The 25,579-nt window shown below is 57.1% G+C and carries 20 protein-coding genes and 1 pseudogene; 7 read left to right on the top strand and 14 right to left on the bottom strand.

Annotation, left to right across the window (positions count from 1 at the left end):
* The 4 genes from VEV40_RS04660 to rpsL all read right to left on the bottom strand — a co-directional run.
* A partial coding sequence (locus VEV40_RS04660; protein ID WP_324830523.1) for a GTP-binding protein occupies window positions 1-459 on the bottom strand: 459 nt, incomplete at its 3' end.
* 64 nt (window positions 460-523) lie between these two features.
* Window positions 524-2,605 (bottom strand): elongation factor G, encoded by a 2,082-nt coding sequence (gene fusA, locus VEV40_RS04665; protein ID WP_324830525.1) that lies wholly within the window; start codon window positions 2,603-2,605, stop codon window positions 524-526.
* A gap of 113 nt (window positions 2,606-2,718) precedes the next feature.
* The gene (rpsG, locus tag VEV40_RS04670) at window positions 2,719-3,189 is read right to left on the bottom strand and encodes a 30S ribosomal protein S7 (RefSeq protein ID WP_324830526.1); all 471 of its coding nucleotides are present in this window, start codon (window positions 3,187-3,189) and stop codon (window positions 2,719-2,721) included.
* 66 nt (window positions 3,190-3,255) lie between these two features.
* A complete protein-coding gene (gene rpsL, locus VEV40_RS04675; RefSeq protein WP_324830527.1) occupies window positions 3,256-3,651 on the bottom strand; it encodes a 30S ribosomal protein S12 in 396 nt (131 codons plus the stop codon).
* A 588-nt stretch (window positions 3,652-4,239) separates the two neighbouring features.
* Between rpsL and VEV40_RS04680 the strand changes: the two genes are divergently transcribed.
* The 7 genes from VEV40_RS04680 to VEV40_RS04710 all read left to right on the top strand — a co-directional run bounded on the left by VEV40_RS04680 (window position 4,240) and on the right by VEV40_RS04710 (window position 18,056).
* Complete coding sequence (locus tag VEV40_RS04680) at window positions 4,240-6,291, top strand: S9 family peptidase (RefSeq protein ID WP_324830528.1); 2,052 nt, start codon at window positions 4,240-4,242, stop codon at window positions 6,289-6,291.
* Window positions 6,292-6,722: 431 nt separating this feature from the next.
* A complete protein-coding gene (locus tag VEV40_RS04685) occupies window positions 6,723-8,762 on the top strand; it encodes a S53 family peptidase (protein WP_324830529.1) in 2,040 nt (679 codons plus the stop codon).
* A gap of 231 nt (window positions 8,763-8,993) precedes the next feature.
* Entirely contained in the window at window positions 8,994-11,288 is a 2,295-nt protein-coding gene (locus VEV40_RS04690) for a hypothetical protein (protein WP_324830530.1), read from the top strand.
* Between the two features lie 219 nt (window positions 11,289-11,507).
* A complete protein-coding gene (locus VEV40_RS04695; protein ID WP_324830532.1) occupies window positions 11,508-14,876 on the top strand; it encodes a TonB-dependent receptor in 3,369 nt (1,122 codons plus the stop codon).
* A 126-nt stretch (window positions 14,877-15,002) separates the two neighbouring features.
* Entirely contained in the window at window positions 15,003-16,496 is a 1,494-nt protein-coding gene (locus VEV40_RS04700; RefSeq protein ID WP_324830533.1) for a CehA/McbA family metallohydrolase, read from the top strand.
* The gene (locus tag VEV40_RS04705) at window positions 16,493-17,533 is read left to right on the top strand and encodes a hypothetical protein (protein WP_324830534.1); all 1,041 of its coding nucleotides are present in this window, start codon (window positions 16,493-16,495) and stop codon (window positions 17,531-17,533) included. Before VEV40_RS04700 ends, VEV40_RS04705 begins: the two co-directional genes overlap by 4 nt.
* A 40-nt stretch (window positions 17,534-17,573) precedes the next feature.
* Window positions 17,574-18,056 carry a YraN family protein gene (locus VEV40_RS04710; RefSeq protein WP_324830535.1) on the top strand — a complete coding sequence of 161 codons (483 nt, stop codon included), beginning with the start codon at window positions 17,574-17,576 and terminating at the stop codon, window positions 18,054-18,056.
* A gap of 172 nt (window positions 18,057-18,228) precedes the next feature.
* On the opposite strand, the gene iscX is transcribed toward VEV40_RS04710, so the two are convergent.
* The 10 genes and pseudogenes from iscX to VEV40_RS04760 all read right to left on the bottom strand — a co-directional run.
* On the bottom strand, window positions 18,229-18,447 hold the full coding sequence (iscX, locus tag VEV40_RS04715; RefSeq protein ID WP_324830537.1) for a Fe-S cluster assembly protein IscX: 219 nt from the start codon (window positions 18,445-18,447) through the stop codon (window positions 18,229-18,231).
* Entirely contained in the window at window positions 18,447-18,881 is a 435-nt protein-coding gene (locus tag VEV40_RS04720; protein WP_324830538.1) for a 2Fe-2S iron-sulfur cluster-binding protein, read from the bottom strand. The genes iscX and VEV40_RS04720 overlap by 1 nt, the downstream gene beginning before the upstream one ends.
* 67 nt (window positions 18,882-18,948) lie before the next feature.
* Window positions 18,949-20,892, bottom strand: coding sequence for a Fe-S protein assembly chaperone HscA (gene hscA, locus VEV40_RS04725; protein ID WP_324830539.1), 1,944 nt, complete (start codon window positions 20,890-20,892; stop codon window positions 18,949-18,951).
* Between the two features lie 12 nt (window positions 20,893-20,904).
* A complete protein-coding gene (locus VEV40_RS04730) occupies window positions 20,905-21,309 on the bottom strand; it encodes a tautomerase family protein (protein ID WP_324830540.1) in 405 nt (134 codons plus the stop codon).
* A 120-nt stretch (window positions 21,310-21,429) separates the two neighbouring features.
* Window positions 21,430-22,140: a Fe-S protein assembly co-chaperone HscB gene (gene hscB / locus VEV40_RS04735; protein ID WP_324830542.1), complete on the bottom strand. Its 711-nt coding sequence runs from the start codon at window positions 22,138-22,140 to the stop codon at window positions 21,430-21,432.
* Window positions 22,141-22,176: 36 nt separating this feature from the next.
* A complete protein-coding gene (locus tag VEV40_RS04740; protein WP_324830543.1) occupies window positions 22,177-22,560 on the bottom strand; it encodes an iron-sulfur cluster assembly accessory protein in 384 nt (127 codons plus the stop codon).
* Window positions 22,561-22,637: 77 nt separating this feature from the next.
* A complete protein-coding gene (iscU, locus tag VEV40_RS04745; RefSeq protein ID WP_324830544.1) occupies window positions 22,638-23,060 on the bottom strand; it encodes a Fe-S cluster assembly scaffold IscU in 423 nt (140 codons plus the stop codon).
* Between the two features lie 103 nt (window positions 23,061-23,163).
* Entirely contained in the window at window positions 23,164-24,417 is a 1,254-nt protein-coding gene (locus tag VEV40_RS04750) for an IscS subfamily cysteine desulfurase (protein WP_324830545.1), read from the bottom strand.
* A gap of 46 nt (window positions 24,418-24,463) precedes the next feature.
* Window positions 24,464-24,913 carry an Rrf2 family transcriptional regulator gene (locus tag VEV40_RS04755; RefSeq protein WP_324830546.1) on the bottom strand — a complete coding sequence of 150 codons (450 nt, stop codon included), beginning with the start codon at window positions 24,911-24,913 and terminating at the stop codon, window positions 24,464-24,466.
* Window positions 24,914-25,352: 439 nt separating this feature from the next.
* A pseudogene (locus VEV40_RS04760) lies at window positions 25,353-25,579 on the bottom strand (CDP-alcohol phosphatidyltransferase family protein); the annotation flags it as partial.

Genomic DNA, 25,579 nt, shown 5'->3' on the forward strand with positions numbered 1-25,579 from the left:
CATCTCGACCAAGTCGATCAGCTCCGGATCTTCCACCGCGTCGCACTTGTTCAGGAACACCACGATGTAGGGCACGCCCACCTGGCGGGCCAGCAGAACGTGCTCCTTGGTCTGCGGCATCGGGCCGTCGGTCGCCGCGACGACGAGAATTGCGCCGTCCATCTGCGCCGCGCCCGTGATCATGTTCTTGATGTAGTCGGCGTGGCCCGGGCAGTCAACGTGCGCGTAGTGGCGGTTGCCCGTCTCGTACTCGACGTGCGCCGTCGCAATCGTGATCCCGCGCTCCCGCTCTTCCGGCGCGTTGTCAATCGTGTCAAACGAGCGGAACTTGTTGTTCGGGTTGTGCTTCGATAACACCTTCGTGATCGCCGCCGTCAACGTCGTCTTCCCGTGATCAATGTGTCCTATCGTCCCCACGTTCACGTGCGGCTTCGACCGGTCAAATTTCTCCTTCGCCATGTTCCTTTTCCTCTCTCGTCGAACTGCTCAAAACTTGCCGGGCCAAAGAAGCCCGGCCAAAAACTTACTTGCCCTGATTGCGTCCGATGATCTCTTCGGAGATCATGCGCGGCGCCTCTTCATAGCGGGCAAACTGCATCGAGTACGAAGCGCGTCCCTGCGTCGATGAGCGGATATCGTTCACGTATCCGAACATCTCCTTCAGCGGAACCATCGCCTTGATCACCTGCGAACCGCCCGAGTGCTCCATGCCCTCGATGCGTCCGCGGCGCGAGTTAATGTCGCCAATGATAGTGCCCATGTGCTCTTCGGGAACGGTGACTTCAACCGCCATCACCGGCTCCAGCAGCACCGGACTCGCCTTCTTTGCTGCTTCCTTGAAGGCCATTGAACCGGCAATCTTGAAGGCCATTTCGTTCGAATCGACTTCGTGGTAGCTGCCATCGTAGAGCGTCGCCTTGAAGTCGACCATCTCGTAACCGGCCAGCACGCCGTTGTGCAGTGCCTCGCGGATGCCCTGCTCGGTCGGCTTGATGTATTCCTTTGGAACCACGCCGCCCTTGATGGCGTCGATGAACTCGAAGCCTTTACCCGGCTCGTTCGGCTCCAGACGAATCCTGACGTGTCCGTAGTTGCCCGAACCGCCGGTCTGGCGGATGTACTTGCCTTCCGCCTCGGCGGGCTTGCGAATCGTCTCGCGGAAGGCCACTTTCGGCTCGCCCACATTTGCCTCGACCTTGTGCTCGCGCTTCATGCGGTCCACAAGGATTTCGAGGTGCAGCTCGCCCATGCCGCTGATGATCGTCTGACCCGACTCGTGGTCCGTGCGGACCTTGAAGGTCGGATCTTCATCAGCCAGCCGCGCCAGCGCCAGACCCATCTTTTCCTGGTCGGCCTTGGTCTTCGGCTCAATCGCCACTGAGATAACCGGCTCAGGGAAATCAATCGCGCCCAGCGCGATCGGATGCTGCGGCGAGGAGAGCGTATCGCCCGTCTTAATGTCTTTCAGGCCAACGCACGCGCAGATGTCGCCGGCGAGAATTTCGGTAATGTCTTCGCGCTTGTTGGCGTGCATCTTCACGAGGCGGCCAACGCGCTCGGTCTTGCCTGTACGCGGATTCAGAACGGTATCGCCGGTCTTCAGGCTGCCCGAGTAGACCCGGATAAAGCTCAACTTGCCGAAAGGATCGTTGATGAGCTTGAAAGCCAGCGCTGCGAACGGAGCATCATCAGCCGTCGCGCGTGTCAGCACGACAGATGCATCGTCGGGATCAATGCCCTGTACCGAAGGAATATCCAGCGGGCTGGGCAGATAGTCAACCACTGCGTCGAGCAGCGTCTGCACGCCCTTGTTCTTGAAGGCTGTTCCGCACAGCACCGGGAAGACCTTCATGTCGATGGTCGCTTTGCGCAGCGACTTCTTCAGCTCTTCCGGAGTCGGCGTTTCGCCTTCGAGGAACTTATGCAGCATGTCGTCGTCGTTCTCGGCGACGGTTTCGATCAGCTGCATACGGAAGGCTTCGGCTTTCTTCTGCAACTCAGCCGGAACCGGCTCAATCGAGTACTTCGCGCCCATGGTTTCATCGTGCCACAGAATGGCGCGCATCTCGATTAGATCGACAACACCCTTGAAATTCGCTTCCGCGCCAATCGGAATCTGGATCGCAACCGGACGCGCGCCGAGGCGCTTGCGAATGGTCTCGATCACATGTTCGAAATCGGCGCCAGCCTTGTCCATCTTGTTGACAAAGCAAAGACGCGGGACCTTGTACTTGTCGCCCTGCCGCCAGACGGTTTCCGACTGCGGCTGCACGCCGGACACGGAGTCAAACAACGCAACCGCGCCGTCAAGCACGCGCAGCGAGCGCTCGACTTCAGCAGTGAAGTCGACGTGACCCGGCGTATCAATAATGTTGATGCGGATGTTGTTCCAGGTGCAGGTTGTCGCGGCGGACGTGATGGTGATGCCGCGCTCCTGCTCCTGCTCCATGTAGTCCATCGTCGCCGTGCCTTCATGCACTTCGCCGATGCGGTGCGTAATGCCCGTATAGAACAGGATGCGCTCAGTCGTAGTCGTCTTCCCGGCGTCAATATGCGCCATGATTCCGATGTTCCGGCAACGATTTAACGGTACTTGGCGAGCCACTGTAATTCTCTCTAGTTCTCGGGCCTTCGGCCCGCGATTACTCTTGAATTTCTCTTTGCCTTAATCAGGCAGTTGATTTTCTGAGCCCTGCGCCCTGAGCGCTGTGCCCTGTTTTACCAACGGTAATGCGCGAAGGCCTTGTTCGCCTCGGCCATGCGGTGCACGTCTTCCTTCTTCTTCATCGCGGCGCCGCGGCCATTCGCCGCATCGAGCAGCTCGTTGGTCAGCTTGTCGATCATGCCCTTTTCGCCGCGCGCGCGGCCGTAAGTCACCAGCCAGCGAATCGCCAGCGAAGTGCGACGCTCCGGGTTTACTTCAATCGGCACCTGGTAGTTGGCGCCGCCGACGCGGCGGGTCTTCACTTCGAGCAGCGGCTTGCAGTTCTCGACCGCCTTCTTGAAGAGCTTCAGCGCTTCGTCGCCACCCTTCGACTCCAGGCCCTTCATGGCGGAGTAGAAGATGCCCTGCGCGGTCGACTTCTTGCCGCCCCACATCATCGAGTTGACGAACTTTGTGACCAGCGTCGAGTTGTAAACCGGATCGGCTGCAACTTCCCGCTTAGCAATGTGACCTTTTCTCGGCATAAACCTTTTAACCTTCTAATTTCGTAAAAGCAGATCCTTCGCTTCGCTCAGGATGACAGCACGGGGCTATTTTTTACCCGCGGCAGCTCCGCCCTTGGCGCGCTTGGCGCCATACTTCGAGCGGCTCTGGGTGCGCTTCACCACGCCGACCGAGTCGAGCGTGCCGCGCACGATGTGATAACGAACACCCGGCAGGTCCTTCACACGGCCGCCGCGAATAAGCACGATTGAGTGCTCCTGCAGGTTGTGGCCTTCACCGGGGATGTACGACGTAACTTCAATGCCATTGGTCAGGCGGACGCGGGCCACCTTGCGGAGCGCCGAGTTCGGCTTCTTCGGCGTCTGCGTGTAAACGCGCGTGCAAACTCCACGGCGCTGCGGCGAGCCCTGCAATGCGGGCGACGCCGTCTTGTAGTTCGGCGCCGTGCGCCCTTTTCTCACGAGCTGACTGAATGTAGGCAATCCAAACTCCTTACCAACTCAAAAACTCTTTACCGCCAGACACGCTGCAATCGCTCGCGCGATGGTGACCGGCAGCGCATATTTTCGCCGCCTGCCAGCGCGAAGTCCCAATTGCCGCTTCGTGTCTGCTACTGCTTCAATCCCAGACGAGAACCAGGACGGTGGCCGCACGTTGCTTTGCCCCGCATGACCGGGAACGAAAGAAAGCCGACTCCGTTTCGCTGATTCCGGCCTGCATAGTCCTTCAAGGTGAAGGATGTCGCAGGCTCCGATGCGATCCGCCCACCGCATGAGAACGATGGGGTTCGCAGATTATCGCTACCGCCAGTCCTTTAGCTTCTCCGGCTGGCCTTTCTGCGAAGCTTCTTTGGTCGTAAATTGCCCTTCGGACGATACGCACACGAAGAGCACTCTCATGGAACCTTCTAAGAGTACCAAGACCACCTATTTGAGTCAACAAACACGCGAAAAATTCACAAATTTCGCCCTTTTCGGCTGGTTCTTCGACGAAATTTGGGCCTATGCTGTCGGTTTTACCTCCAGAAACGACCTGCGCCTGATGTGTTCCGTCTGCTACTATCCCGAATCATGTCCTTTCGCAAGTTGACTGTGCTCCTTGCCTGTTTTTCTTCCGGCATTCTGGCTTTCGCCCAGACTTCAACAACTGCCCCGGCAAAAGATCCACGTATCGGCGAGATCGTTTCCCAGCTTGAGGCTGTCCGCGCCCCTCGCCAGGCGGCGATTTCGCCTGACAGCAAATGGGTTGCGTGGGTGGTGCGGGCGCTGGAAGGCCACGGCTCGGTAATCGAAGCCGCTCCCGTCGACAATCCATCGGCCACTTTTCAGATCACCGCCTGCTCCGAAGGCAAACAGGGGGACGAGAACGAGATTGCCTGGTCGCCGGATTCGACCAAGGTGGCCTTTTTCTCTGACTGCAACAGCGAACACCAGCAGGGACTCTACATTGCCGAACCGTCGATAAAAACTCCGGCCAAGCGCCTGACCACATTTCATGGATATGCAGACTCGCCGCAGTGGTCCCCTGACGGAAAGTTCATTGGCCTGCTGTATGTTGAAGGAGCAACCCGTCCATCGGGCGCTCTGGCTGCGATGAAGCCGCCATCCGGAGTAATCGGGGTGGAGGGTCTTGAGATTCAGCGTGTCGCTGCGGTCGATGCTACATCTGGCGAGCTTTCTCAGATCACGCCGGCAAACCTGCATGTGTATGAATTCAACTGGTCGCCGCAATCCAGCCAGATTGCGTACGTCGCCGCACCGCCTCCCGGAGAAAACAACTGGTGGATTGCCAAGCTCTATACAGAGACTTTGCATGGCCACCAGCCGATGAATTCCGATCAGCCTAAAGTCCTCGTCGATCCAACCAGCGGCCACAGCCCCATCTTTGGCCTGCAAATCGCCGTGCCGCGCTGGTCGCCGAATGGCTCACAGATCGCTTTTATCAGCGGACTGATGTCCGACCAGGGCTCGACTGGGGGCGACATCTATATCGTGCCGCCGAGCGGCGGCGAGCCGAAGGACGTGACGCCAGGGCGCAAGGCCAGCCCGGCGTGGTTTCTGTGGATAGACGAGCACACTCTCGGCATCTCCGAGATCGCCGGCGGCTCATCGCATCTCTTCGCCTACGATCTCAATACCCAACAGGACGATGACGAAAACAGCGAGACCTTTCCTGAAGGAGTTGGCTCCGGGCAGCAGATGATGTCAGTCTCGGTTTCCGGCGACGACCATCAGATTGCGCTGATCCGCAGCTCTTTCGGCACTCCTCCGGAGGTCTGGGCAGGGACGCTGCACGACCTGAAGCAGATTACCCATTACAACGACAATCTGAAACCCGCGTGGGGCAAGGCCGAATCCGTAAGCTGGCAGAGCGAAGGCTATGACGTGCAGGGCTGGCTGATTCAGCCTGCCAATTACGATCCCAGCAAGAAATATCCGCTGATCGTGATGGTGCACGGCGGACCGTCCGCCGCGGTAACGCCACGCTGGCCGGGAGCGGGCTTCGGCGGCGCGCCTTTTTCCGCGCTCGGCTACTTCGTGCTCGAACCTAACCCGCGCGGCAGCTATGGACAGGGCGAGAAGTTTACCCAGGCCAACCGCAAGGATTTCGGCTACGGAGACCTGCGCGACATCCTCGCCGGGGTGGACACGGTGACGAAAAAATATTCAATTGATCCGCAGCGCGTTGGCATTACCGGCTGGAGCTATGGCGGATTCATGACCATGTTCGCCGTCACGCAGACCACTCGCTTTCGCGCCGCCGTCGCCGGAGCGGGCATCGCCAACTGGCAGAGCTACTATGGCGAGAACTCCATCGACCAGTGGATGATTCCGTTCTTTGGCGCGTCAGTCTATGACGACCCGGCAGTCTACGCGAAAAGCTCGGCCATCAACTTCATCCGTCGCGTCAAAACACCAACACTCGTAGTCGTAGGCGACCGCGACGGTGAATGCCCGATGCCGCAATCTTTCGAGTTCTGGCACGCGCTGCGCGATGAGCATGTGCCGACAGAGCTTGTCGTCTATCCCAACGAAGGTCATCACTTTGCCTCGCGCGACCACCAGGTGGACGTGCTGGAGCGAGCACTAAGCTGGTTTGAGCAGTACATGCCGGCGCAGTAGCTGGCCAGTAGCTCACATGGAATCCCGGGTCTCAAAAAATGAGGCCCGGATGTCCCTCGCATTCATACCGCCGCTAACATCGTATGGATTCTTCCCCTTCCTCTTCGCCGCGCGCAGAGTCCGGGCCGGAACGGTGGGATGCTCGGCTCACACCTCTACACAAATCCCGCCAATCCCAGCAAGATACCCGGAGATTTTCCTGTTGACGCATCCGTAAACCTTATGCCAGATTAGTCTGGCTGTCCCAAGAACAGCTATGCAACAACTCTCTGCAGTTTGCTGTTGCTGTTTGATTTCTTTCCTCTCGCGTTCTGCTGAGGTCTTGTAGGTCATTCCAGTTCCATCGGTAATTCGGTCTCTACTGTCGCTGCGCTCGCTTTGAATTGGCGAGCATAAACCCCCACACCACCCACGCAGGAGATGGAATTCCTATGTTGCAGAACCCAAAACCCACGACATGGGCCTGGGCAGGCAGCGTGATGCTCGCTTGCACGTTGCTCGCTGCCCCTGCTCTTTACGCTCAGCTTGAGCGTCCGCGAGTCGCAGACATTTCTTCCGATCACGGCGCCATCCAACCCACGCAGCAGATCACGCTGACCGTGCATCTGAACATGCGCAATCAGGCGGCCTTCGACAAAGCTGTTGAAGACCTCTACACGCCCGGCTCACCCACCTATCATCAATGGTTGACGAACAACGAGATTGCACGTTACACTCCCACCGCGGCTGAAGTTGAAGTCGTCGAGAAAGAACTGCAATCGCATGGTCTTTCGATTCTCTCGGTGAGTTCGGACAACTTATCCATTCGCGCCCGCGGTCCGGCAACTGCTGTGGAGAGCGCTTTCCAGACGCAGATCCATGAATTCGAGCGCCAGGGAAAAATCTTTCACGCTAACGTAACCGCGGCAACGCTCGCCGGTCCGGCAGGCTCGCTTGTTCACGGAATCACCGGGCTTACCAACTTTCAGATGCAGCCCCAAATCAAATATCAGGTTGATCCCAGAACAGGTAAGCGCCGTAACTCGCGCGCCACGCTGCCCGCCGCGCGGATCAAGCAAGTCAGCGGTACATGGTCCGGGATTGCCACAAACAATTGCTTCTCCAAACCGTCATCGATCACGCTCACAACATCAGGCGCCTCTCTGCCCGTTGGCGTGTATTTCGGCAATAACTATGACACGGCCTTTAACAGCAATCCATCCCTTCTCTGCGCCTGGACTCCATCCCAACTCCAGACGCATTATGGCCTGGACCAGGCATATAAAAAGGGCCTCGATGGAACCGGACAGACCATCGTCATTCTTGCTGCACCCACAGATGGAGCACTGCTCACAAGTGACCTGGCCTTGTTCTCGACTTTGTCCGGTCTTCCAGCAATTACCTCCTCGAACTTCAAGGTCTTATATCCAGACGGAAAGCCAAGCACCCTCGCGCTGGAGCTTGAAAATGCGCAGGACGAGTCATCGCTCGATGTCGAATGGGCGCACTCCATCGCTCCCAAGGCCAGGATCATTATCGAAATCCTGCCAACATCCGACTGGACAGAATTCGAGTTTGCTATCGACTACACCAGGAAAAACAAACTCGCTGATGTCATTTCAGTCAGCTATGGCTTACCTGAAGCTCTTTTTGGAGCCTCTACCGTCAATGGCTTTGAGCAGGTGCTGAAGAAGGCGGCCGCAGCCGGCATCGCGGTCAATTTCTCCAGTGGAGATGTTGGAGACGAAGGCATCGGCTCACCCAGCGGTGGTGGCGCTCTCTACCCCTCAACTTCAGCTTATGACACGGCCATTGGGGGAACCAGCATCGGCATTCCAAACGGCACAGCCAATGGCGCTGAAGTCGGCTGGGGTAATAATGCAACCATTCTTTCCGCTGCGCTGGATAGTGTTTTCGATCCCCCGCTTGCATTCGGCTTTCAGGGGGGAGCGGGCGGCGGTGTAAGCGGCTTCATTCGCAAACCTGCATTCCAGAAATCTTTCTCCGGAACCGCGCGACAGGCCCCGGACATCGCTGCTCTGGCTGATCCAAATACCGGAGCGGTATTCGTTCTGGACGGTACGCCTATTGCGGGTATTGGTGGAACCAGCCTGGCGACTCCTGTTTTCTCCGCCATCTGGGCGATTGCCGACCAGAAGGCTGGAAAAGCCCTTGGCCAGGCTGCTCCACTTCTCTATAAACTCCCGGCCTCCGCGATCAACGATGTTGTGCCAGTCAGCAGCGCCACAAACGTGGCTGGAGTAATCTTTGATTCGAATGGGCCAACCTTTTATTCATCAGACACTCTGCTGGCGCCGCTTTTTACCACCAGGGAGTATTACAGCGCGTTCCTGAATATTGACGGCGAATATGTCGACTTCAGTTTCGGAACCGATACCTCACTGACCGTTACTCGGGGCTGGGACAATGTCACCGGCCTAGGGGTCCCGAACGGACTTTCCTTTATCAACGCGGCGGCCAAGGCGAAGTAAGACCATGGCACAGGGACACAGGGCGCAGGGTACAGAACGGCGTTGACCGTTTGGAACCTGTGCCCTGACTCCTTGATCTGTACCATATACCCAGACACCCGCCGTCGCTTGCTGAAGTCCATCCAAGCTTTTACACTCAAATTTCGGAACTATATCCTTGTAGAGACTCCCAGAGCATCTCTGGCAGTGACAACCGCCTGCATGGCAAGTCCATACAGACGGGGAGGTTTCATGCAGCGGTTTTTCGCCCTGATTGCTTTATTTGTGCTTTCTATCCCGGTCGGCATTTCCATCGCAGGCTGCGCCGGCTCCAACCCCAATGATTTCTGCATTAAGAACGGCCACGGTTACGGCGAAAAGGTCACCGATCTTGACCACATTAATCTGGGCCCCGCCTCCACTGGCCTTTCGCTCTCCTATGGGCAGACAGGTCAGGTGAACCAGCCTCAAGGCTTTAACTGCAACGGCGGCAACGTCAGTGTTGCGCACTATATCTTCGGATCGACGAACCTGAATATCGCCGACATCAATCCCTCGACCGGGGCTATCTGCGCAGGTACATGGAATCGCCACAGCGCCTCCGGCATTCCGGACTTCACCATCTGCACGCCCCCGGCTGAACCCGGAGTGGCCCAGGTGACAGCCAGCGCCTCCGCAGTAACCAGTAATCCGGTGAACGTCTATATCCATCCGTCGATTACCGCTGTCACTATCGGCTCGCAAACAGCCTGCGTTTCGCAGAACCAGCAACTGGGAAGCCCTCTCACCTCAAACACAACTGTTTTCGGACCGGATGGGGTGGCGATCAATCCGCAATATGTGGGCACCGTCACCTACAATCCGGTGAATTCGTCGATTGTCACCATCAACAATACAACCGACACCACCAGCACGAATCCGGTGAACGGCCTTGCCACTGCCCATCTGCCGGGATCCACGGTCATCAACGCTGTGCTCTCAGGCACAACTTCCGCGGCCGGATACTTCTACACATGCCCGCCGACCGGCATCAATCTCGCGCTCAACGGCTCGACGGGTGTTCCGACTCCGGTCACGGTAAGCGCTGGCAGCCCGCAGAACCTCACCGTCAGCTCGCTGGACAAGAACGGAATATCGCTCAGCGGTCTCTCGCTCGACTACACCTCGACGGAACCCAAGCAGATCGCCGTCAGCAGCACGGGCACCGTCACTGCAACATTTCCGACAACGACAACCATCTCTGCAATATGCCAGCCCGGCACCTGTAATCCCGCTCCGGTGAACATCATCGGCCAACTCGGCACCGGCCTGCCGGTTGTCAGTAACACCGTGATTGTGAACACGCCGGGACGCAGCAGCAGCAAGCTATGGCTGGCCTCGTCACAGTCTTCTTACTTCACGCCGATTGACCTTACATCGAGCGGATCACCCACGCCCATCAAGCTGCCCTACATTCCGAACTCGATGGTGCTCGACCAGAACGGCACCAACCTTTACTTCGGCAGCTATCACGAACTAATGATTGTCAACGCGGGAACAAACACGATCAGCAAGGAAGATCCTAATGTTCCCGGGGTTGTGCTGGCGGTTTCACCTGATAGCTCAACCGTGGTGATCAACGATCAGGTCAACCAGATCATCTATCTCTACAACGGAAGCAAGAGTTTATTCACCAGCGTCGGTGGACTCGCCACGCGCGCGCAGTTTTCGCCCGACGGGAAAAATCTCTACATCATCGGCCCGAATAATTTCTACGTCTACAACTCAGTTACAGGCTGGAGCACGTACACGAATTCAAATGGTGGCACGAATGTCTGCACCGCGAGCCAACTGAACAATAACAACGATCCGACCAAATTCGACCCGTTCTGCTCGCCGGACGTCGCAGTGGCCATTCCCGCCATCGGCCCGTTCATCACCGGCTCGAACACGACCGCCAACGGCTTCTGCCCCAACACGACAGTGAATCCGCCAATCTATTACCCGCTTGCTGCGACCATTGCTACGGCGTCTGACCACCTCACTGCGACCAATGACGGCAACCACATTCTGGGCGCAACTGCCAATCCGGCGCAGCTTGCTGACATCTCCGTAAAGATACCGACAGGAGCGTGCCCGTCCAGCAATACAGGTATTCAGCTACAGCAGGGCACAAACTACGCCATCAATACAACTGCGCTGGCCGGCATTACGCCGACGGAAATCAGCGGAGTCGTTTCCTCGCCTGATGCAACCATGTCGTTCGTCACCTATACGGCCGCGAGCGCAAGCGGCCTGCTGCCTGCCTACAAGCCTTCGACCAGCTTCGGCACGTCTGGCACGCTGACGAATGTTCAGCTTTCCACCGGGGCGCAGGCGCCTGTCTCCGGTGTATTCAGTCCGGATGACTCAACCTTCTTCGTCGGAACGTCTGGCGACAACCTGCTGCACATAGTGGATGTCCCTAGCCTCACCGATACGAAGACGATCGATCCTAAGCTGGTGAATCCCAGCGGTACGCCGGTGCCGGTGCAGTTTATCGCTGTACAGCCGCGCTCTACAACCTAGGCTCATTGCACGGTCAACGCAGAAGGCCCGCGGATTTTTATCTGTGGGCCTTTTCTTCATTCGCCCCACTTTAACAGGGCGTTCACCTTACCTTCACAATACCGTCAGAGTTACCCTTTACCGTCTTTATAGTTAGTGCCCGAACACAGAGCTGTTTCAGTGCGTACGTTCGTTTTATCGCTCAAGCATGACATTTCTGATCCCCTTGAGGAGGCTACTATGAAGCGCATACAGTCATGGGCATTTGCCCTCGTTGTTGCCATCTTTCTCAGCGTGTCACTCACGGCTCAAGTCAATACAGCCAGCCTGTCCGGCTTGGTTAGCGACCCGAGTGGCGCGGCCATTCCAAATGTAACTGTCAGTGTCACAAATCCGTCAACAGGATACACGCGCACCGTGACCACGGACAATACAGGCTACTACGCTTTCCAGAATTTGCCCATCGGCGATTATTCCGTACGCGTGGAGGCGCCTGGTTTCAGCACTTATGAAGAAAATGTAACTTTGAATGTTGCAGAAAAAGGACGCCGCGATTTCTCGCTGCAGGTCGGTTCCGCGCAACAGACGGTGGAAGTGAAATCCGAGGCCACCATGCTCTCTCCCGATGATGCATCGATCGGTACGGTCGTCGGTTCGCAGACCATCGAGCAGACTCCACTCTATCTGCGCAACTGGGACGACCTGCTGCGCATCGTTCCGGGCGTGCAGATTGCCCGCTACACACAGCAGAGCGGCGCTACGTCCGCGGGGCGCACAGGCGACTTCAACGTCAACGGCATCCATTCGCTGCAGAACAATTTTATACTCGACGGTATCGACAACAATACCTTCTCCGAAAACGTGCAGGAACTTAGCACCGAATCGGCTCACCCCTCGGTTGACGTGATCGCCGAATTCAACATCATCACCAATCCGTATTCAGCCGAGTATGGACGCGCGCCCGGGGCTGCGGTTTCCGTGAACACCAAGAGCGGCACCAACCAGTTTCATGGCCTCGCGTATGAGTACCTGCGCAATAACTACTTCGACGCCAATGACTGGATCTCCAACCACAACCATCTGCGTAAACCGGAGAACAACCAGAACCAGTTCGGCGGCAATTTCGGCGGCCCGATTCTCAAGAACCGCCTCTTCGGTTTCTTCAACTATGAAGGAACGCGCATCAAGCAGGGAGTCTCACGAACAGCCACTGTGCCGCTCGACAATGAGCGCATCGGCGACTTCAGCCCGGCAACGGGTGCCATTGTCGGCGTAAAGTACCCCACCATTTATAACCCGCAAACCGGCCTGCCTTTCGCTGATAACAAGATTCCGACGGGCAGCATAGATCCTGTCGTCGCCTCGCTGATTGCGCTCTTCCCCGAACCGAACGCTCCGGGCAACGCAGGCGCGCCTGATCTGAACAACTTTGTCCGTAACGCGCTCGCCGAAGACAACACCGATAACTACAATGGCCGCGCAGACTGGACGCCATCGCAGAACAACTCTATCTTCGTCCGCTATAACTACTCCAATCGCTTTCGCTACATCCCCGGTTATCTCGGCGGACTCGCCGATGGAACCAGCACCTCCGCATGGGGCCGGCAGTTCCTCAAGAACCACAGTGCGGTGCTCGGCTGGACTCACGTCTTCAGCCCCAGCCTGGTCAATGATTTCCGCTTTGGCTGGATACGCAACTACTCCCATGCTGAACAGGATCCGTTTGCTTCGACCCAACATGCCGGCAATTTCGTTCCCGGCATTCCCATCAACCCAGCAGTTGGGGGAGGCGTCCCGTTGACCACATTTACCAATTACGCCTTCCTGGGATCACCGGACTTTCTGCCCAAGCAGCAGGTGCCGCAACAGTACCAGTACAACGACACGCTCTCGCTCATTCGCGGACGGCATTCTTTCAAATTTGGCGGATCGCTCTACCTGCCAATGCGCAATCTCTTTCAGGACGAGCCCGGCATGCGCGGCGACTTGACCTTCAGTGGCAATTTCACTTGCGAACGCAATGCTTCCAGCCAGTGCGTCTCCGGCACCGGTTTCTCTTATGCCGATGGATTGCTCGGATTAGTGGCCAGCAATCAGCTCACCAATGTTCATTTCGTCGATCAGCGCCTCTGGATGCTCGCCGCATTCGTTGAAGACGACTGGAAGGTCACTCCCAAGCTAACCTTGAATCTCGGCCTGCGGTATGACTTCGCAACCCCGGCGCTTGAAGGCGACAACCAGATGGCCAACTTCGATCCCGCTTCTGGCTCGCTCGTCTTCGCGCGCGACGGCGGGTTACGGTCGCGCGCGCTGGTCGAAGTCAACAACAATAACTTCGGCCCGCGCTTCGGCTTTGCTTTCTCGCCCGATCAGAAAACCGTGATTCGCGGGGGATACGGCATCTACTACACGCTCTTTGAGCGCTATGGCAGCGAGGACCAGCTCGCCCTCAATCCGCCGTTCCTCATCAACAAGACGCAGTCAGCAGCATCCACTTCAACCACGCCGGTCATGATCGCGCAGCAGGGCTTCCCCTCGAATTATCTTGATCCCTCTACGATTGACCTGAACAACCTCACCGCCTTCCACATCCGCGCGCTGGATTCGCACGATCCCGCGCCCTATGTGCAGCAGTGGAGCTTCGGTTTCCAGCGCGCCATCGGCGTGCTTACCGCGGACGTGAACTACGTCGGCACCAAGTCCACGCACCTCGATATTATCCGCGACTACAATCAGCCATTGATTTCCGGAAACACCGTACAGACCACGACAAACAGTGCCGGCAAGGTCGTACCCGTCATCCCTTATTCCAATTTCGGCCAGATCGAATACACCGATCCAATCGGTTTCGGCAACTACAACGGTGTACAGGCCGGGCTGACTGGTCGCTTTCACGACGGCCTAAGTCTGCGCGCGGCCTACACTTATGCGCACAGCCTCGATAATGCTCCCGAAGAGCTTGAATCGAACTCCGGAGACGCGCCGAATGGACGCGACGCAGCTGCATGGTATGGCAACAGCGACTTCGACATCCGGCATCGCGTCGCCGTCAGCTATGTTTATGAGCTGCCCTTCGGTCACGGTAAGCAGTATCTCAATCACGGGCCAATGTCGTGGATCTTCGGCGACTTCCGCACTTCCGGCGTCTACACCTTCTACTCCGGCCACCCGATCACCGTGAACTCCGGGGGAACGCTGAATAACGCTCTCGATCCTTACGGTTATGCAACGGCTCCGCCGTTCGTCATTGGCAAGCCGCACATCGTTGGCGACCCCACCTGCTGGTACTACGTCGCAAAGAACAAAGCCTGCACAGCGCTGGCCTCGAACCTTTCTGACGCCTATGCTCTGCCTGCTGCCGGAACATTCGGCAACAGCGGCCGCAATACCATCATTGGGCCGCGCACCAATGTCTTTGATGCAGCCCTGCTGCGAGAATTCCCCATTGAGCCTGTCAACATCGAGTTCCGCTGGGAGGTCTTCAACGTGACCAACACGCCGGAGTTCGGCCAACCCAGCAACAACTTCAGCAGCAGCGCCGGCGGCAGCATCACCTCGCTGTCAGGCGATCCGCGCGTGATGCAGTTCGCATTGCGGCTATCTTTCTAAAATTGAAAAACAGAGAGGGCCTGCAATGATGCAGGCCCTCTCGTAATCCGCTAAACTTCAAGTTTGTCATCCTGAGCGAAGCGAAGGAACTGCTTTCGCTTCGGATGCCACTAATGCCGAATAACGATGATAAAGCTCCCCATACATACTTTTCTTCCTTTATTCTGTCTCGGACTCATCTGCTCCCCATCATTCCAAGCACAAACCAAGCCCGACATCACCCTCAGGGGCACAGTCACCGGAAGCCAGAACCATTCGTATGTCGAAGCGCCCTTCACCGTTCCTGAGGGAATCGTATCCATCACAGTTACATTTCGATATACCGGGCGAGATCAGCGCACTACGCTCGACCTCGGCCTCTTTGATTCCGAGCGTTTTCGCGGCTGGAGCGGCGGCAACAAAGATCAATTCACAATCAGCGTGAGCATTGCCACGCCGTCCTATCTGCCCGGTCCGCTGTCGGCGGGACAATGGAAGCTCATCATCGGCGTCCCCAACATCCGCGAGAACGTAACATCGCATTACGAAGCTGACATCTTTTTCACCCGCCGCGCACACGAAACTACGTCATTTGCCGACGCGCCGCTGCGCGAAGGTCCGGCATGGTATCGCGGGGACCTGCACATGCACACCGCGCACAGCGACGGAAGCTGCCAGAGCCAAGGCGGGAAGAAGGTCCCGTGCCCGGTATTTCTCACTGCTGAAGCAGCATCGGCGCGCGGACTCGACTTCATCGCCGTCACCGACCACAACACCACATCACACTACGACGCGCTGCGTGAGCTTCAGCCATACTTCGACAAGCTGCTCTTTATTCCCGGGCGCGAAATCACTACTTTCTGGGGACATGCCAATCTCTTCGGACCCACTGATTTCGTCGATTTCCGTGTCGGAACAACCCTCCCATCGATGCAGGTTCTCTTCGAGCAGGCGCAGCAAGTGCACGCAATTCTCTCGATTAACCATCCCAACGCGCCAACGGGCGAAGTCTGCATGGGCTGCGGCTGGACGCCGAAAGAACCCATTGACTCGCATCTCATCACAACCATCGAAGCCGTCAATGGAGGCGACGAGGAGGGCCAATACGCCGGAGTCAGCTTCTGGGAGAAGTACCTGAACCAGGGTTATCGTGTGACTGCCATCGGAGGCAGCGATAACCACAATGCGCTGCTGCCCGCCGGAACGAAGAACGCCATCGGCAGCCCGACGACTGTCATCTACGCGGACAATCTTTCGGTTGCGTCGATCCTTGACGGCATCCGAAAGAGCCACGTCTTCATCGATCTGAGCGCCTCGCGCGACCGCCTGCTCAATGTTTCAGCCGAAGACGGCGGACGGAAGTCGCTGATGGGCGACGCGCTCGCAACCCCGTCTGGCTCAACAATCAAGATATCGGCACACGTCATTGACTGCGCTGGATATAAGCTGCGCTTCCTGCTCGATGGCCAATCCGCAGACGCACTCGATAGAAGCATCACACAGTCCGACCAGACCATCGCGCTTACACTGCCAGCGGACGGAAAGAAACACTGGCTCCGTCCTGATGTCATCACGCCGGAAGGTAAGCTGGTACTCCTCGGCAACCCCATTTATCTCAACCACACGGAAAACCAAGAATGAAAAATGATGCTGTCATCCTGAGCGGAGCGAAGAACCTGTTTTTTGCTCGCTCTACCGCCGTCCTACTCTCCGTTCTTTCAATCTTTCTCCTCGCCCCCGCACTCCACGCGCAAAACGCCGCCCATCCCGGCGCCCGCAGCGTCATGGACGCGCACAACTGCTACCCCTACTTCGAATGGTGGTCCGACCGTATCGACCGGGCGCTCTCTGCCGGAACGCCGTTGGCCATCGAGCAGGACCTCGCCTGGTACACCGACAAGAAAACCGGCAAATCATGGTCCATCGTGACCCATGGTCTGCCTGCCGAAGCCGGCGCGCCGACCATGAAGCAGTATTTCTTCGAGCGTGTGCGCCCCATCGTTGAGAAGGCGCTGCGCGACGGCAACCACGGTGACTGGCCGCTCATCACGCTTAACCTCGACTTCAAGACCGAAGAACCCGAGCACCTGCGCGCCGTCTTTGCGCTGCTGCAGCAACATCAGGACTGGCTTACCACCGCTCCGCGCACTGCCGATGCCGCCACACCGCAACCGCTCGATGTGAAACCCATTCTTGTGCTCACCGGCGAATCCGATGCGCAGGAAAAAGTCTTCTATGATGAAGTTCCCGTCGGCGGGAAACTGCTGGTTTTCGGCGCCGCGCACACCAATACCAAAGACCCTATGGCTGCTCCCGAAGTGCTGGAGCCGGGCCGCGCAACCAACTATCGCCGCTGGTGGAACAATCCCTGGGGAGTTGTCGAAAAGGGTGGCCAGAACAAAGCCGGCGACTGGACGAAAGAAGACAATCTCCGCCTGCGCGCGCTGGTCGAACACGCCCATCAGAATGGCCTATGGATCCGCTTCTACACACTCGACGGCGTGGACAACAAGCAGGACCTGAGCTGCCACGGCTGGTTCTCCAGCTACAATTTCGGGACTCTTTCCGCCGCCGAAGAACGCTGGCGCGCAGCGCTTGAAGATGGTGTTGACTATATTGCCAGCGACCAATACGAACTGCTGGGCAAGTTCATTCGCGAGAACGCGAAACAGCACTAAAGTTTAGCGAACTCTCACGCTGCATGCAGAATTATGGATCATGGCTGCGTCCGAACCAGCGACAATGGGCGCAGCCATGCCTCTGTTTGAATCAGCGCGCCTTCGTCTCTTTGAGAAATTCGCGGGCGCAGCTGCGCATCGCAGGCCGCCGGAGCCCATACATCTGGTGACAGGACGACGAGGCGAGCTCGCGGCATTCTTCTACCTGCGTGGTCAGGGATACATTGTCGTTGCCCGCGGCTGGCGCTCGGGCCGTCTACGCGGGGACATAGACCTCATTGCATGGGAAACAGACACCCTCTGTTTCATAGAAGTCAAAACGCGCACAACCCGTGATGTGGCTACAGCCGAAGCAGCCGTTGACGAAGATAAACGCCGCACTCTGCGCTGCCTGGCCCGCAGCTACATGCGCCAGCTTCCGATCCCAGAGACATCAGCACGTTTCGACATTCTCTCCATCTATTTCGAAAAAGAAAAAGCCGCAGAATTTGAATTATTCCGCGGTGCATTTGACTGGTCGTAACACGAGGAGATGTCATTCTGAGGAGCAATGCGACGAAGAATCCAGCGAATATTTCGAGAGGCAATGCTGTCTTAAGTTTCGAGCGAGAAAGATTCCTGTTTCTTTGCCTAGGCCAAGGTCTTCTGGATTCTTCCGCTTCGTTCCTCAGCGTCAGAATGACGAATCAGAATATTTAACCCTGCGCGTCCTTGTACTCTTCGTGCCAGGCCATCTGGATCGCCTCAAGCTTCGACTCATTCGACTTCGCCGGATCATCAGCAAACCCGTCCAGTTCCGTCACATATTTGTGCAGGTCGGTGAACCGGACCGTCAGCGGATCGATATCCGGAAACTTTTCCTGCAACTGAATGCCGATCTCTTCCGCATCCGTCCAGTGAATCTCGCGCGCCATTATTTCTCCTCCGCCAAAGCAAGCGGCTTGCCTTCGGAAACATAATTCCGGTTCCACTTGGGAATCTCAACGACATAAGCTCCCGGTTTCGTAATAACTGCTTGGCAGCCGAGCCGCGAATTGAGTTGCAGATCGGCGGCCATGTCCAGGCGGTCAAGCTCGTCATCATCGGCTTCGCTCAGGCCCTGCCCGCCGTCTTTAATCCAGACATGACAAGTCGTGCAGGCGCACGCGCCGCCGCAGGCATGATCGAGAAAAATACCGAAATTTTCCGCCACATCGAGAAACGACATTGGCTTGCCGTGATGTTCATAGGGCATTGTGCCGAACTCGAATTCCACGGTCTTGCCTTCAGGCAAAAAAGTCACGCGCACCATGTTCGGCGCAGGGGGAGTACTCAAATCAATCTCCTTCTCGGTAGTCACACCACTCATAGACTAATCCTTGCCGGGGTGCCCCATCCTATCGCGCTTTTTTCGAAAGGGTGGAAGACCACGGTTCCTAATCCTTGCCGATCTCAGCGGGCGCAAATGGATGTGGCGCCGTCGGCCCCTCGCCCAGCTTATCGCCAGCTGAATCCATCGTCTCGCCTTTGATGGCGCTTGAGACCGCGGCATCCATCATCAGCTCGGCAAAGCGCCGCGTGGCCTTGTCCAGCGCTTCGGTGCCGACACGTATCGCCTTCAAATCGCCACGCTGTTTCAGGATGAGCAACTCGACTTTGAGCTGCTCGATGTCCGCGCGCTCATCATCCGTTAAAAATTGCCAGGCTGCGTGTTTCGGGGCTTTCTCGACCGCGGACAGAATCGTGTCCGCCTCGTTGCGCGCTTCAATGAGTTGCCTCTCGGCAAAATCGGCCTCGGCGTAGTCGAATGATTCAAGAATCATCGATTCGACCTGCTCGTCGGTAAGGCCATATGTCGGCTTCACCTCGATCTCTGCTTCCTTGCCCGAGCGCTGCTCGCGCGCTGAGACATGCAGAATGCCGTTGGCGTCAATGAGGAACTTTACTTCGATGCGAGGCAGCCCGGCAGACATTGGCGGAATGCCTTTCAGATCGAATCGCGCCAACGAGCGGCAATCTTTGGCCAGTTCGCGCTCGCCCTGCAGAACGTGGATGGCGACGTTGGCCTGTCCGTCAACGCCAGTAGTGAAGTGCTCGGTCGCAGACGCAGGAATTGTCGAATTGCGCTGAATGATCTTCGCCACCACTCCGCCCAGCGCTTCAATGCCAAGCGAAAGCGGCGTCACGTCGAGCAGCAGCATGTCTGCTGTCGCTGTCGATCCGCCGCCGAGAATGTTCGCCTGCACTGCCGCGCCAAGCGCGACGACTTCGTCGGGATTCAGTTCCGTGTGCGGCTTCTTTCCGCGCTGGTTCAGATGAAAAACTTCGTCCGTGAGAGAGCGCACTGCGGGAATACGCGTTGATCCGCCAACCAGCACAACCTCGTCGATCTGCTCCGGCGTCACGCCAGCATCTTTCAGGGCCTGCCTGCATGGCTCGATGGTGCGATCAATCACCGGACGAATGATCTGCTCGAATGCCTCGCGCGTCAGCTCGCGCTGATATTTCTGCCCACCTGGCAATTCAACGCTGATGCGCGCGGTCTGCTCCGACGAGAGAGCAATCTTCGCCGAAATCACTTCCTTGCGAATCGCCTGTACCGTCTCCGGACTCGTGCGAAGATCAAGCCCAAGCTCGCCCTGAATGTCGTCGAGAGCAATTGCAATGAGCAGATTGTCAATGTCGTCGCCGCCCAGGTGCGTATCGCCGTTGGTGGCAATGACTTCAAAGATGCCTTCGTGCAGCTTAAGGATCGAGATATCAAAAGTGCCGCCACCAAGATCGTAAACAGCAACGATGCCTTCGTTATTGCGATCAAGCCCATAGGCCAGCGCCGCGGCCGTCGGCTCATTCACCAGGCGCAATACTTCAAGTCCGGCCATGCGGCCCGCGTCTTTCGTTGCCTGGCGCTGCGCGTCATTGAAGTACGCAGGGACAGTGATGACAGATTTCGTAACCGGAGCGCCGAAATACCGCTCGGCATTTTTCTTGAGCTGACGCAGCACATAAGCGGAAATCTCCGGCGGGGTGAATTCGGCATCCCCAAGCCTGATGCGCAGCACCTCACCGGACTGGAGATCGTCAGCCAAGTGAAACGGAAAGAGCTTCAACTCTTCCTGCACATCCTCAACGCCGCGCCCCATCAGCCGTTTCGCGGAATAGATGACTCGCTCCGGCGTCTGAATCAAATACTGCCGCGCACCATTGCCGACGACGAATTTGCGCTGGCCGTTGCCCGTCAGCGCAACCACTGAGGGCACAAGGTTCGATCCATCCTCGCCAGGAATCACCACCGGCTGTTCGCCCTGCATAAAGGCGACCAGCGAGTTGGTCGTACCCAGATCGATGCCGACAATCCGTTCCTGTTTCTGCTCTGCCAAATCGTCCTCGTCTTATCGCGCGCCCGCCGGCGGGTTCAGCACATACTGCGCTTCGCCCCTGCCGAATGACCAGTCATCCAGATCGTTCTCCGTGAGCACGATCATCACATTGTCCGGCGCAATCGCTGTCCGCTCCTCAAACAGTCTCGCAATCTCGCGATACAGCGCCTGCTTCTTTTCCGTCGATCGTCCGCGGCGCAGCGTGATTTGCACCACAACGAATTCACCGGTGCGCGTCATGCCCATGAAACTCGGATCGGCAATCAACTCGCCGTCGGCATGGGCCGTCAGCATGACAAACTCGTCGCCTTCCGGAATGCCGATGGTGGCGCGCATCGCGTCGTAAACCGCGTCCGCCAGCAGTAGTTTCTTCTCACGTTTGACGGCCTCGCCAACATCAATCCGAACCAGCGGCATTCCATCTCCTAAAAAATCGAAATTTCTGGGCTAATGCCCGATAGTTTCTGCTCTGTGTTCACTGGCCTAAAGGCCTGTGCTTTTACCTTTGGGCTTATACGAGTCTCTAATACCGTTTTCCTAATTGTCTAAAGCTTCGTTCACGTCGCGCACCAGGTTTCGCACATAACGGCGTCGGTCAAGTAACGCGACCATCTTGTCTTTCGTTTCTGTCTTCGAGGCTTCATCACCCTCATCGAGCGCCGCGTCCCATTTCGTCCAAAGCGCCTGCAGCTGCGAGTCGGATTCCGCCATCTGGCCCTCGAACTGCGCCTTCGCTTTCTCCAGATCGCCGCGCAACTGCGGGTCATCCTCGCCCATCTTGCGGTTCATGCGCATCTCTTCAAGCTGCATGTTCAGCTCGAAGACTTCTTCCAGAAGATCCGGCGGCACACGGGACTCTTTCTTCGCGCCATTCTCTGCGCTTCTGTCCTGCTCTATCTCCACCCCTTCGAGACGCAGCAAATACTCCGTGCGCATCACTGGATTCTTCAATGTGCGATAAGCATCATTGAGCAGCGAGGTCTGCTCCAGGCTCCACTGCTGTTCATGCTCGCTGGCCTGCGCATATACATCCGGATGCAGCTTGCGGCTCAACTTGTAAAACGTCCGCTCCAGATTCGCAGTTTCCAGTCCCAACTTGCGCGTCAATCCGAAAGCATCGAAGTACGTCACGCCGGCAACAGGAGCCTGCACCTTTCCGCAGACACCGCAAAACGGTGCGCCGGTAGTCAATACAGAGCCGCACGACCAGCATGCCGTCTTCACGGATTGTTGCTCAGTAACAGTCATGCAAAAGTTTTAAGCCGCTCTCTGTGAGCGGCTTCGTCAGGCTGAGAATGACGAGCCGCAGCCGCAGGACTTCGTCGAGTTTGGATTCACAAAGTTGAAGCCCTGCCGCAGCAACGTCTCTTCGTAATCCAGGACCATCCCATGGAGATAGATAAACGACTTGGGATCGACGAAGACGCGCACGTCGTCGAACTGATAAATGCGGTCGCGCTCGCGCGGCTGCGTATCAAAGCGAATATTGTAGGACAAGCCTGAGCAGCCGCCGCCCTGAACGCCCAGACGCAATCCGCCTTCGGTAGGCGAAATCCCTTCCTTCGCCATCGCAATGCGGATGCGCTTCAACGCGCGTTCCGTCACCTGCACGCCTTTCTGGTTCGGCATCAGGTTCTCGGCATTCAGAACTGTCAGTTCAGCACTCATTCTTCAATCTCAGTTGTTGCACAAACCGCGGGTGCCCATCCTTTCGGAACGAAAGGATGGGAGAGCAAAATCCTCTACTACGCCCCAACCGTCTGCGCCGCGTTCGCCGCTTCGCTGACGCCATTCTTCTTCTTCCAGTCGCCAATCGCGGCGCGGATCGCGTCTTCCGCCAGCACCGAGCAATGGATCTTCACCGGAGGCAGCGAAAGCTCCTTCACGATGTCGGTGTTCTTGATCTCCATCGCCTGGTCCACGGTTTTGCCCTTCACCCACTCCGTCGCCAGAGAAGACGAGGCAATGGCCGAACCGCAGCCGAAGGTCTTGAACTTCGCTTCCTCAATCACTTGTGTCTCGGGATTCACCTTGATCTGCAAGCGCATGACGTCGCCGCATTCTGGCGCTCCCACGAGGCCCGTGCCGACTTCCTGGCTCGCTTTGTCGAGTTGACCAACATTGCGCGGATTGTTGTAGTGGTCAATTACCTTATCGCTATATGCCATGTCAGAATCTCCTTCGATTCCTGCTTAACAACCAAATACTTGTCATCCTGAGCGCAGCGAAGGATCTGTTTTTCCCTTTTCGCCTGCGCGCAGCGCTTTCAAATCAATGCGCCTGCCACTCAATCTTCGTGATGTCGATACCTTCCTTCACCATCTCATACAACGGTGAAAGCTCGCGCAGCTTCTGCACAATATCAATTACCTTGTCCGATACATAGTCCACTTCGGCCTCGGTATTAAACCGTCCCAGCCCAAACCGGATTGAGCTGTGCGCCACATCGTCTCCCAATCCAAGAGCCTTCAATACATAGGATGGCTCAAGTGTCGCAGAGGTGCAGGCCGATCCGCTGGAAACCGCAACATCGTTGATGCCCATCAGCAGCGACTCGCCTTCCACGTATACAAAACTCATATTCAGATTGCCGGGCAAACGATGTTCCATCGATCCGTTTACATGGATGTAGTCCAGCTCGGACTCGAGTTTGTTCTGCAGGCGATCGCGCAGGCCGCGCAGATAGGCCGCTTCGCCTTCCATCTCGGCGCGGGCGATCTCACAGGCTTTGCCCAAGCCGACGATGCCGGGAACGTTCAGCGTTCCGGAACGCATGCCGCGCTCGTGGCCGCCGCCGTCGATCTGTGCGGAAATCTGAACGCGCGGGTTGCGCCGCCGAACATAAAGCGCGCCCACACCTTTCGGCCCGTAGATCTTGTGGCCTGAGATCGAGGCGACATCCACGTTGTCTTCGATCACGTTGAAGGGCGCCTTACCGACGATCTGCACGGCGTCGGTATGGAAGATGATGCCCTTCTCGTGGCAGATCTTTCCGATTTCGCGGATGGGCTCTAGAACGCCGATTTCGTTGTTCGCGGCCATGATCGTAACAAGGATCGTCTTGTCGTCAATGGCGCGCTTGAGATCTTCAAGGTCGATCAAGCCGTCGGCCTTCACAGGCAGGTACGTGACGCGGTATCCGTGCTTTTCGAGACGCTTGCAGGTGTCTAGGACGGCCTTGTGCTCGGTGACCTGCGTGATGATGTGATTGCCGCGTTCGCGATACATCTCCGCAATGCCCTTGATGGCGAGGTTGTCGCTCTCTGTTGCGCCTGAGGTAAAGATGATCTCTTTTGCGGTCGCGCCAATCAATTTCGCGATCTGCTCGCGCGCCGTTTCAACGGCCTGCTCGGCTTCCCACCCGAAGGAATGATTGCGGCTTGCTGCGTTGCCAAACTTCGCAGTGAAATAGGGCATCATCGCTTCCAGCACCCGCGGATCAAGCGGGCTGGTCGCGTGATTATCCATATAGATAGGCAGCACGACTCCCGCGGGAAGCTCAACCTGGCTCGAAACAGTACTCATCCGACCTCTCCATCCTTCTACAGCTCCGCTCGGTGCGGAGAGTTTGCTAAACCGTCAACGACACTAGTTTGGGCTCATGACCCGGCGGGTGTTCATGCTCGGCCAGATCCTGGATGCTGATGCTCTTCAAAACGCCGGCAATCGTTTCATTCACCCGGGCGAGCGGCTCCTTGATTGTGCAACTCGGCGTGAGGTCACAGCCCTTTGCGCCCTTCGTGCAGGAAGTGATGAAAAACGGCCCGTCAATGGCCAGAATCACTTCGTAAGCCGAAATGGATCGAGCCGGTTTTGAGAGTGCATACCCGCCATTCATGCCTGCGTGCGACTTCAGCAGACCCTTCTTCGTAAGCTGCTGCAGGATTTTGGCCAGCAACTGGGCAGGGATTCCGTACGCGTCGGCGATATCCTTGGCGCTCAGGGCTGCCGGATCCGGGCGTTCAGCCAGATACTTCAGCGCCATCAGCCCATAGTCGGCCTTCTTGGTGAGCTTCAACATAATATGCGACTTGTTCGGTCCGTATTCAGTATACGACCGCTTCTGTCGGGTTTTCAAATCCGAGGATTTGGCGCAGTGTTCCGCGTGATTCCGAGTCTCCAGGGAGCGGAAAAGTTTCACTAAAATGCCGTTTGCAAAAGTTGAGAACCTCGGTAAAATCGGCGGCAAGAGTTGACCAAGCCGTGCCAAATACGATGTTAACCACCTGCAAACACCCCAGGGTTCGAATCGTCTCCCGACACGAAGACACCGAATTTGTCGAGTGCCTTGAGTGCGGAGATGTATTTGATTCAGAAGAATTTAACGATATGGCGATCGAGGAATCTGCCGAGAAGGAAGAGGCGGAAGATCAACAATAGAGCTGCACTCTCTGCCACCTCAAACAACAAACCTGGGACTCTATCTCAGACTTCCGGAGTAACGGCGCTCCGGGTCTCGCCTACTTCGGTGGCGAACTGGAGGCTTGTGCGCTGCTGCGGTGCGAGGCGATCCACGCGTAGTGCAGGCCGGAAGCGACCGTGAGCAGCACCGTGGCATCGAGCGCCGTGGCACGAAGAAGCACAACCCAGCGAGCAGTGGTGAGCTGATGCAGCAACACCACCGCCACTGCCGTTACTTGTGCCACGGTGTTTGCCTTTCCGAAGTAACTCGGAGAGAACTCCCGGC

It is taken from the genome of Alloacidobacterium sp., assembly GCF_035631355.1.
Taxonomy (GTDB): domain Bacteria; phylum Acidobacteriota; class Terriglobia; order Terriglobales; family Acidobacteriaceae; genus Alloacidobacterium.

Excerpts from the sequence above, each read along its gene's own strand:
- VEV40_RS04690 (WP_324830530.1), top strand. The coding sequence starts at position 8,994 with ATGCAGCGGTTTTTCGCCCTGATTGCTTTATTTGTGCTTTCTATCCCG.
- VEV40_RS04685 (WP_324830529.1), top strand. The coding sequence starts at position 6,723 with ATGTTGCAGAACCCAAAACCCACGACATGGGCCTGGGCAGGCAGCGTG.
- iscX (WP_324830537.1), bottom strand. The coding sequence starts at position 18,447 with ATGGCGCGCGAGATTCACTGGACGGATGCGGAAGAGATCGGCATTCAG.
- VEV40_RS04710 (WP_324830535.1), top strand. The coding sequence starts at position 17,574 with ATGGCTGCGTCCGAACCAGCGACAATGGGCGCAGCCATGCCTCTGTTT.
- VEV40_RS04750 (WP_324830545.1), bottom strand. The coding sequence starts at position 24,417 with ATGAGTACTGTTTCGAGCCAGGTTGAGCTTCCCGCGGGAGTCGTGCTG.
- hscB (WP_324830542.1), bottom strand. The coding sequence starts at position 22,140 with ATGACTGTTACTGAGCAACAATCCGTGAAGACGGCATGCTGGTCGTGC.
- VEV40_RS04755 (WP_324830546.1), bottom strand. The coding sequence starts at position 24,913 with ATGTTGAAGCTCACCAAGAAGGCCGACTATGGGCTGATGGCGCTGAAG.
- VEV40_RS04695 (WP_324830532.1), top strand. The coding sequence starts at position 11,508 with ATGAAGCGCATACAGTCATGGGCATTTGCCCTCGTTGTTGCCATCTTT.
- VEV40_RS04740 (WP_324830543.1), bottom strand. The coding sequence starts at position 22,560 with ATGAGTGCTGAACTGACAGTTCTGAATGCCGAGAACCTGATGCCGAAC.
- VEV40_RS04700 (WP_324830533.1), top strand. The coding sequence starts at position 15,003 with ATGATAAAGCTCCCCATACATACTTTTCTTCCTTTATTCTGTCTCGGA.
- VEV40_RS04720 (WP_324830538.1), bottom strand. The coding sequence starts at position 18,881 with ATGAGTGGTGTGACTACCGAGAAGGAGATTGATTTGAGTACTCCCCCT.
- rpsG (WP_324830526.1), bottom strand. The coding sequence starts at position 3,189 with ATGCCGAGAAAAGGTCACATTGCTAAGCGGGAAGTTGCAGCCGATCCG.
- VEV40_RS04705 (WP_324830534.1), top strand. The coding sequence starts at position 16,493 with ATGAAAAATGATGCTGTCATCCTGAGCGGAGCGAAGAACCTGTTTTTT.
- VEV40_RS04730 (WP_324830540.1), bottom strand. The coding sequence starts at position 21,309 with ATGCCGCTGGTTCGGATTGATGTTGGCGAGGCCGTCAAACGTGAGAAG.
- iscU (WP_324830544.1), bottom strand. The coding sequence starts at position 23,060 with ATGGCATATAGCGATAAGGTAATTGACCACTACAACAATCCGCGCAAT.
- VEV40_RS04680 (WP_324830528.1), top strand. The coding sequence starts at position 4,240 with ATGTCCTTTCGCAAGTTGACTGTGCTCCTTGCCTGTTTTTCTTCCGGC.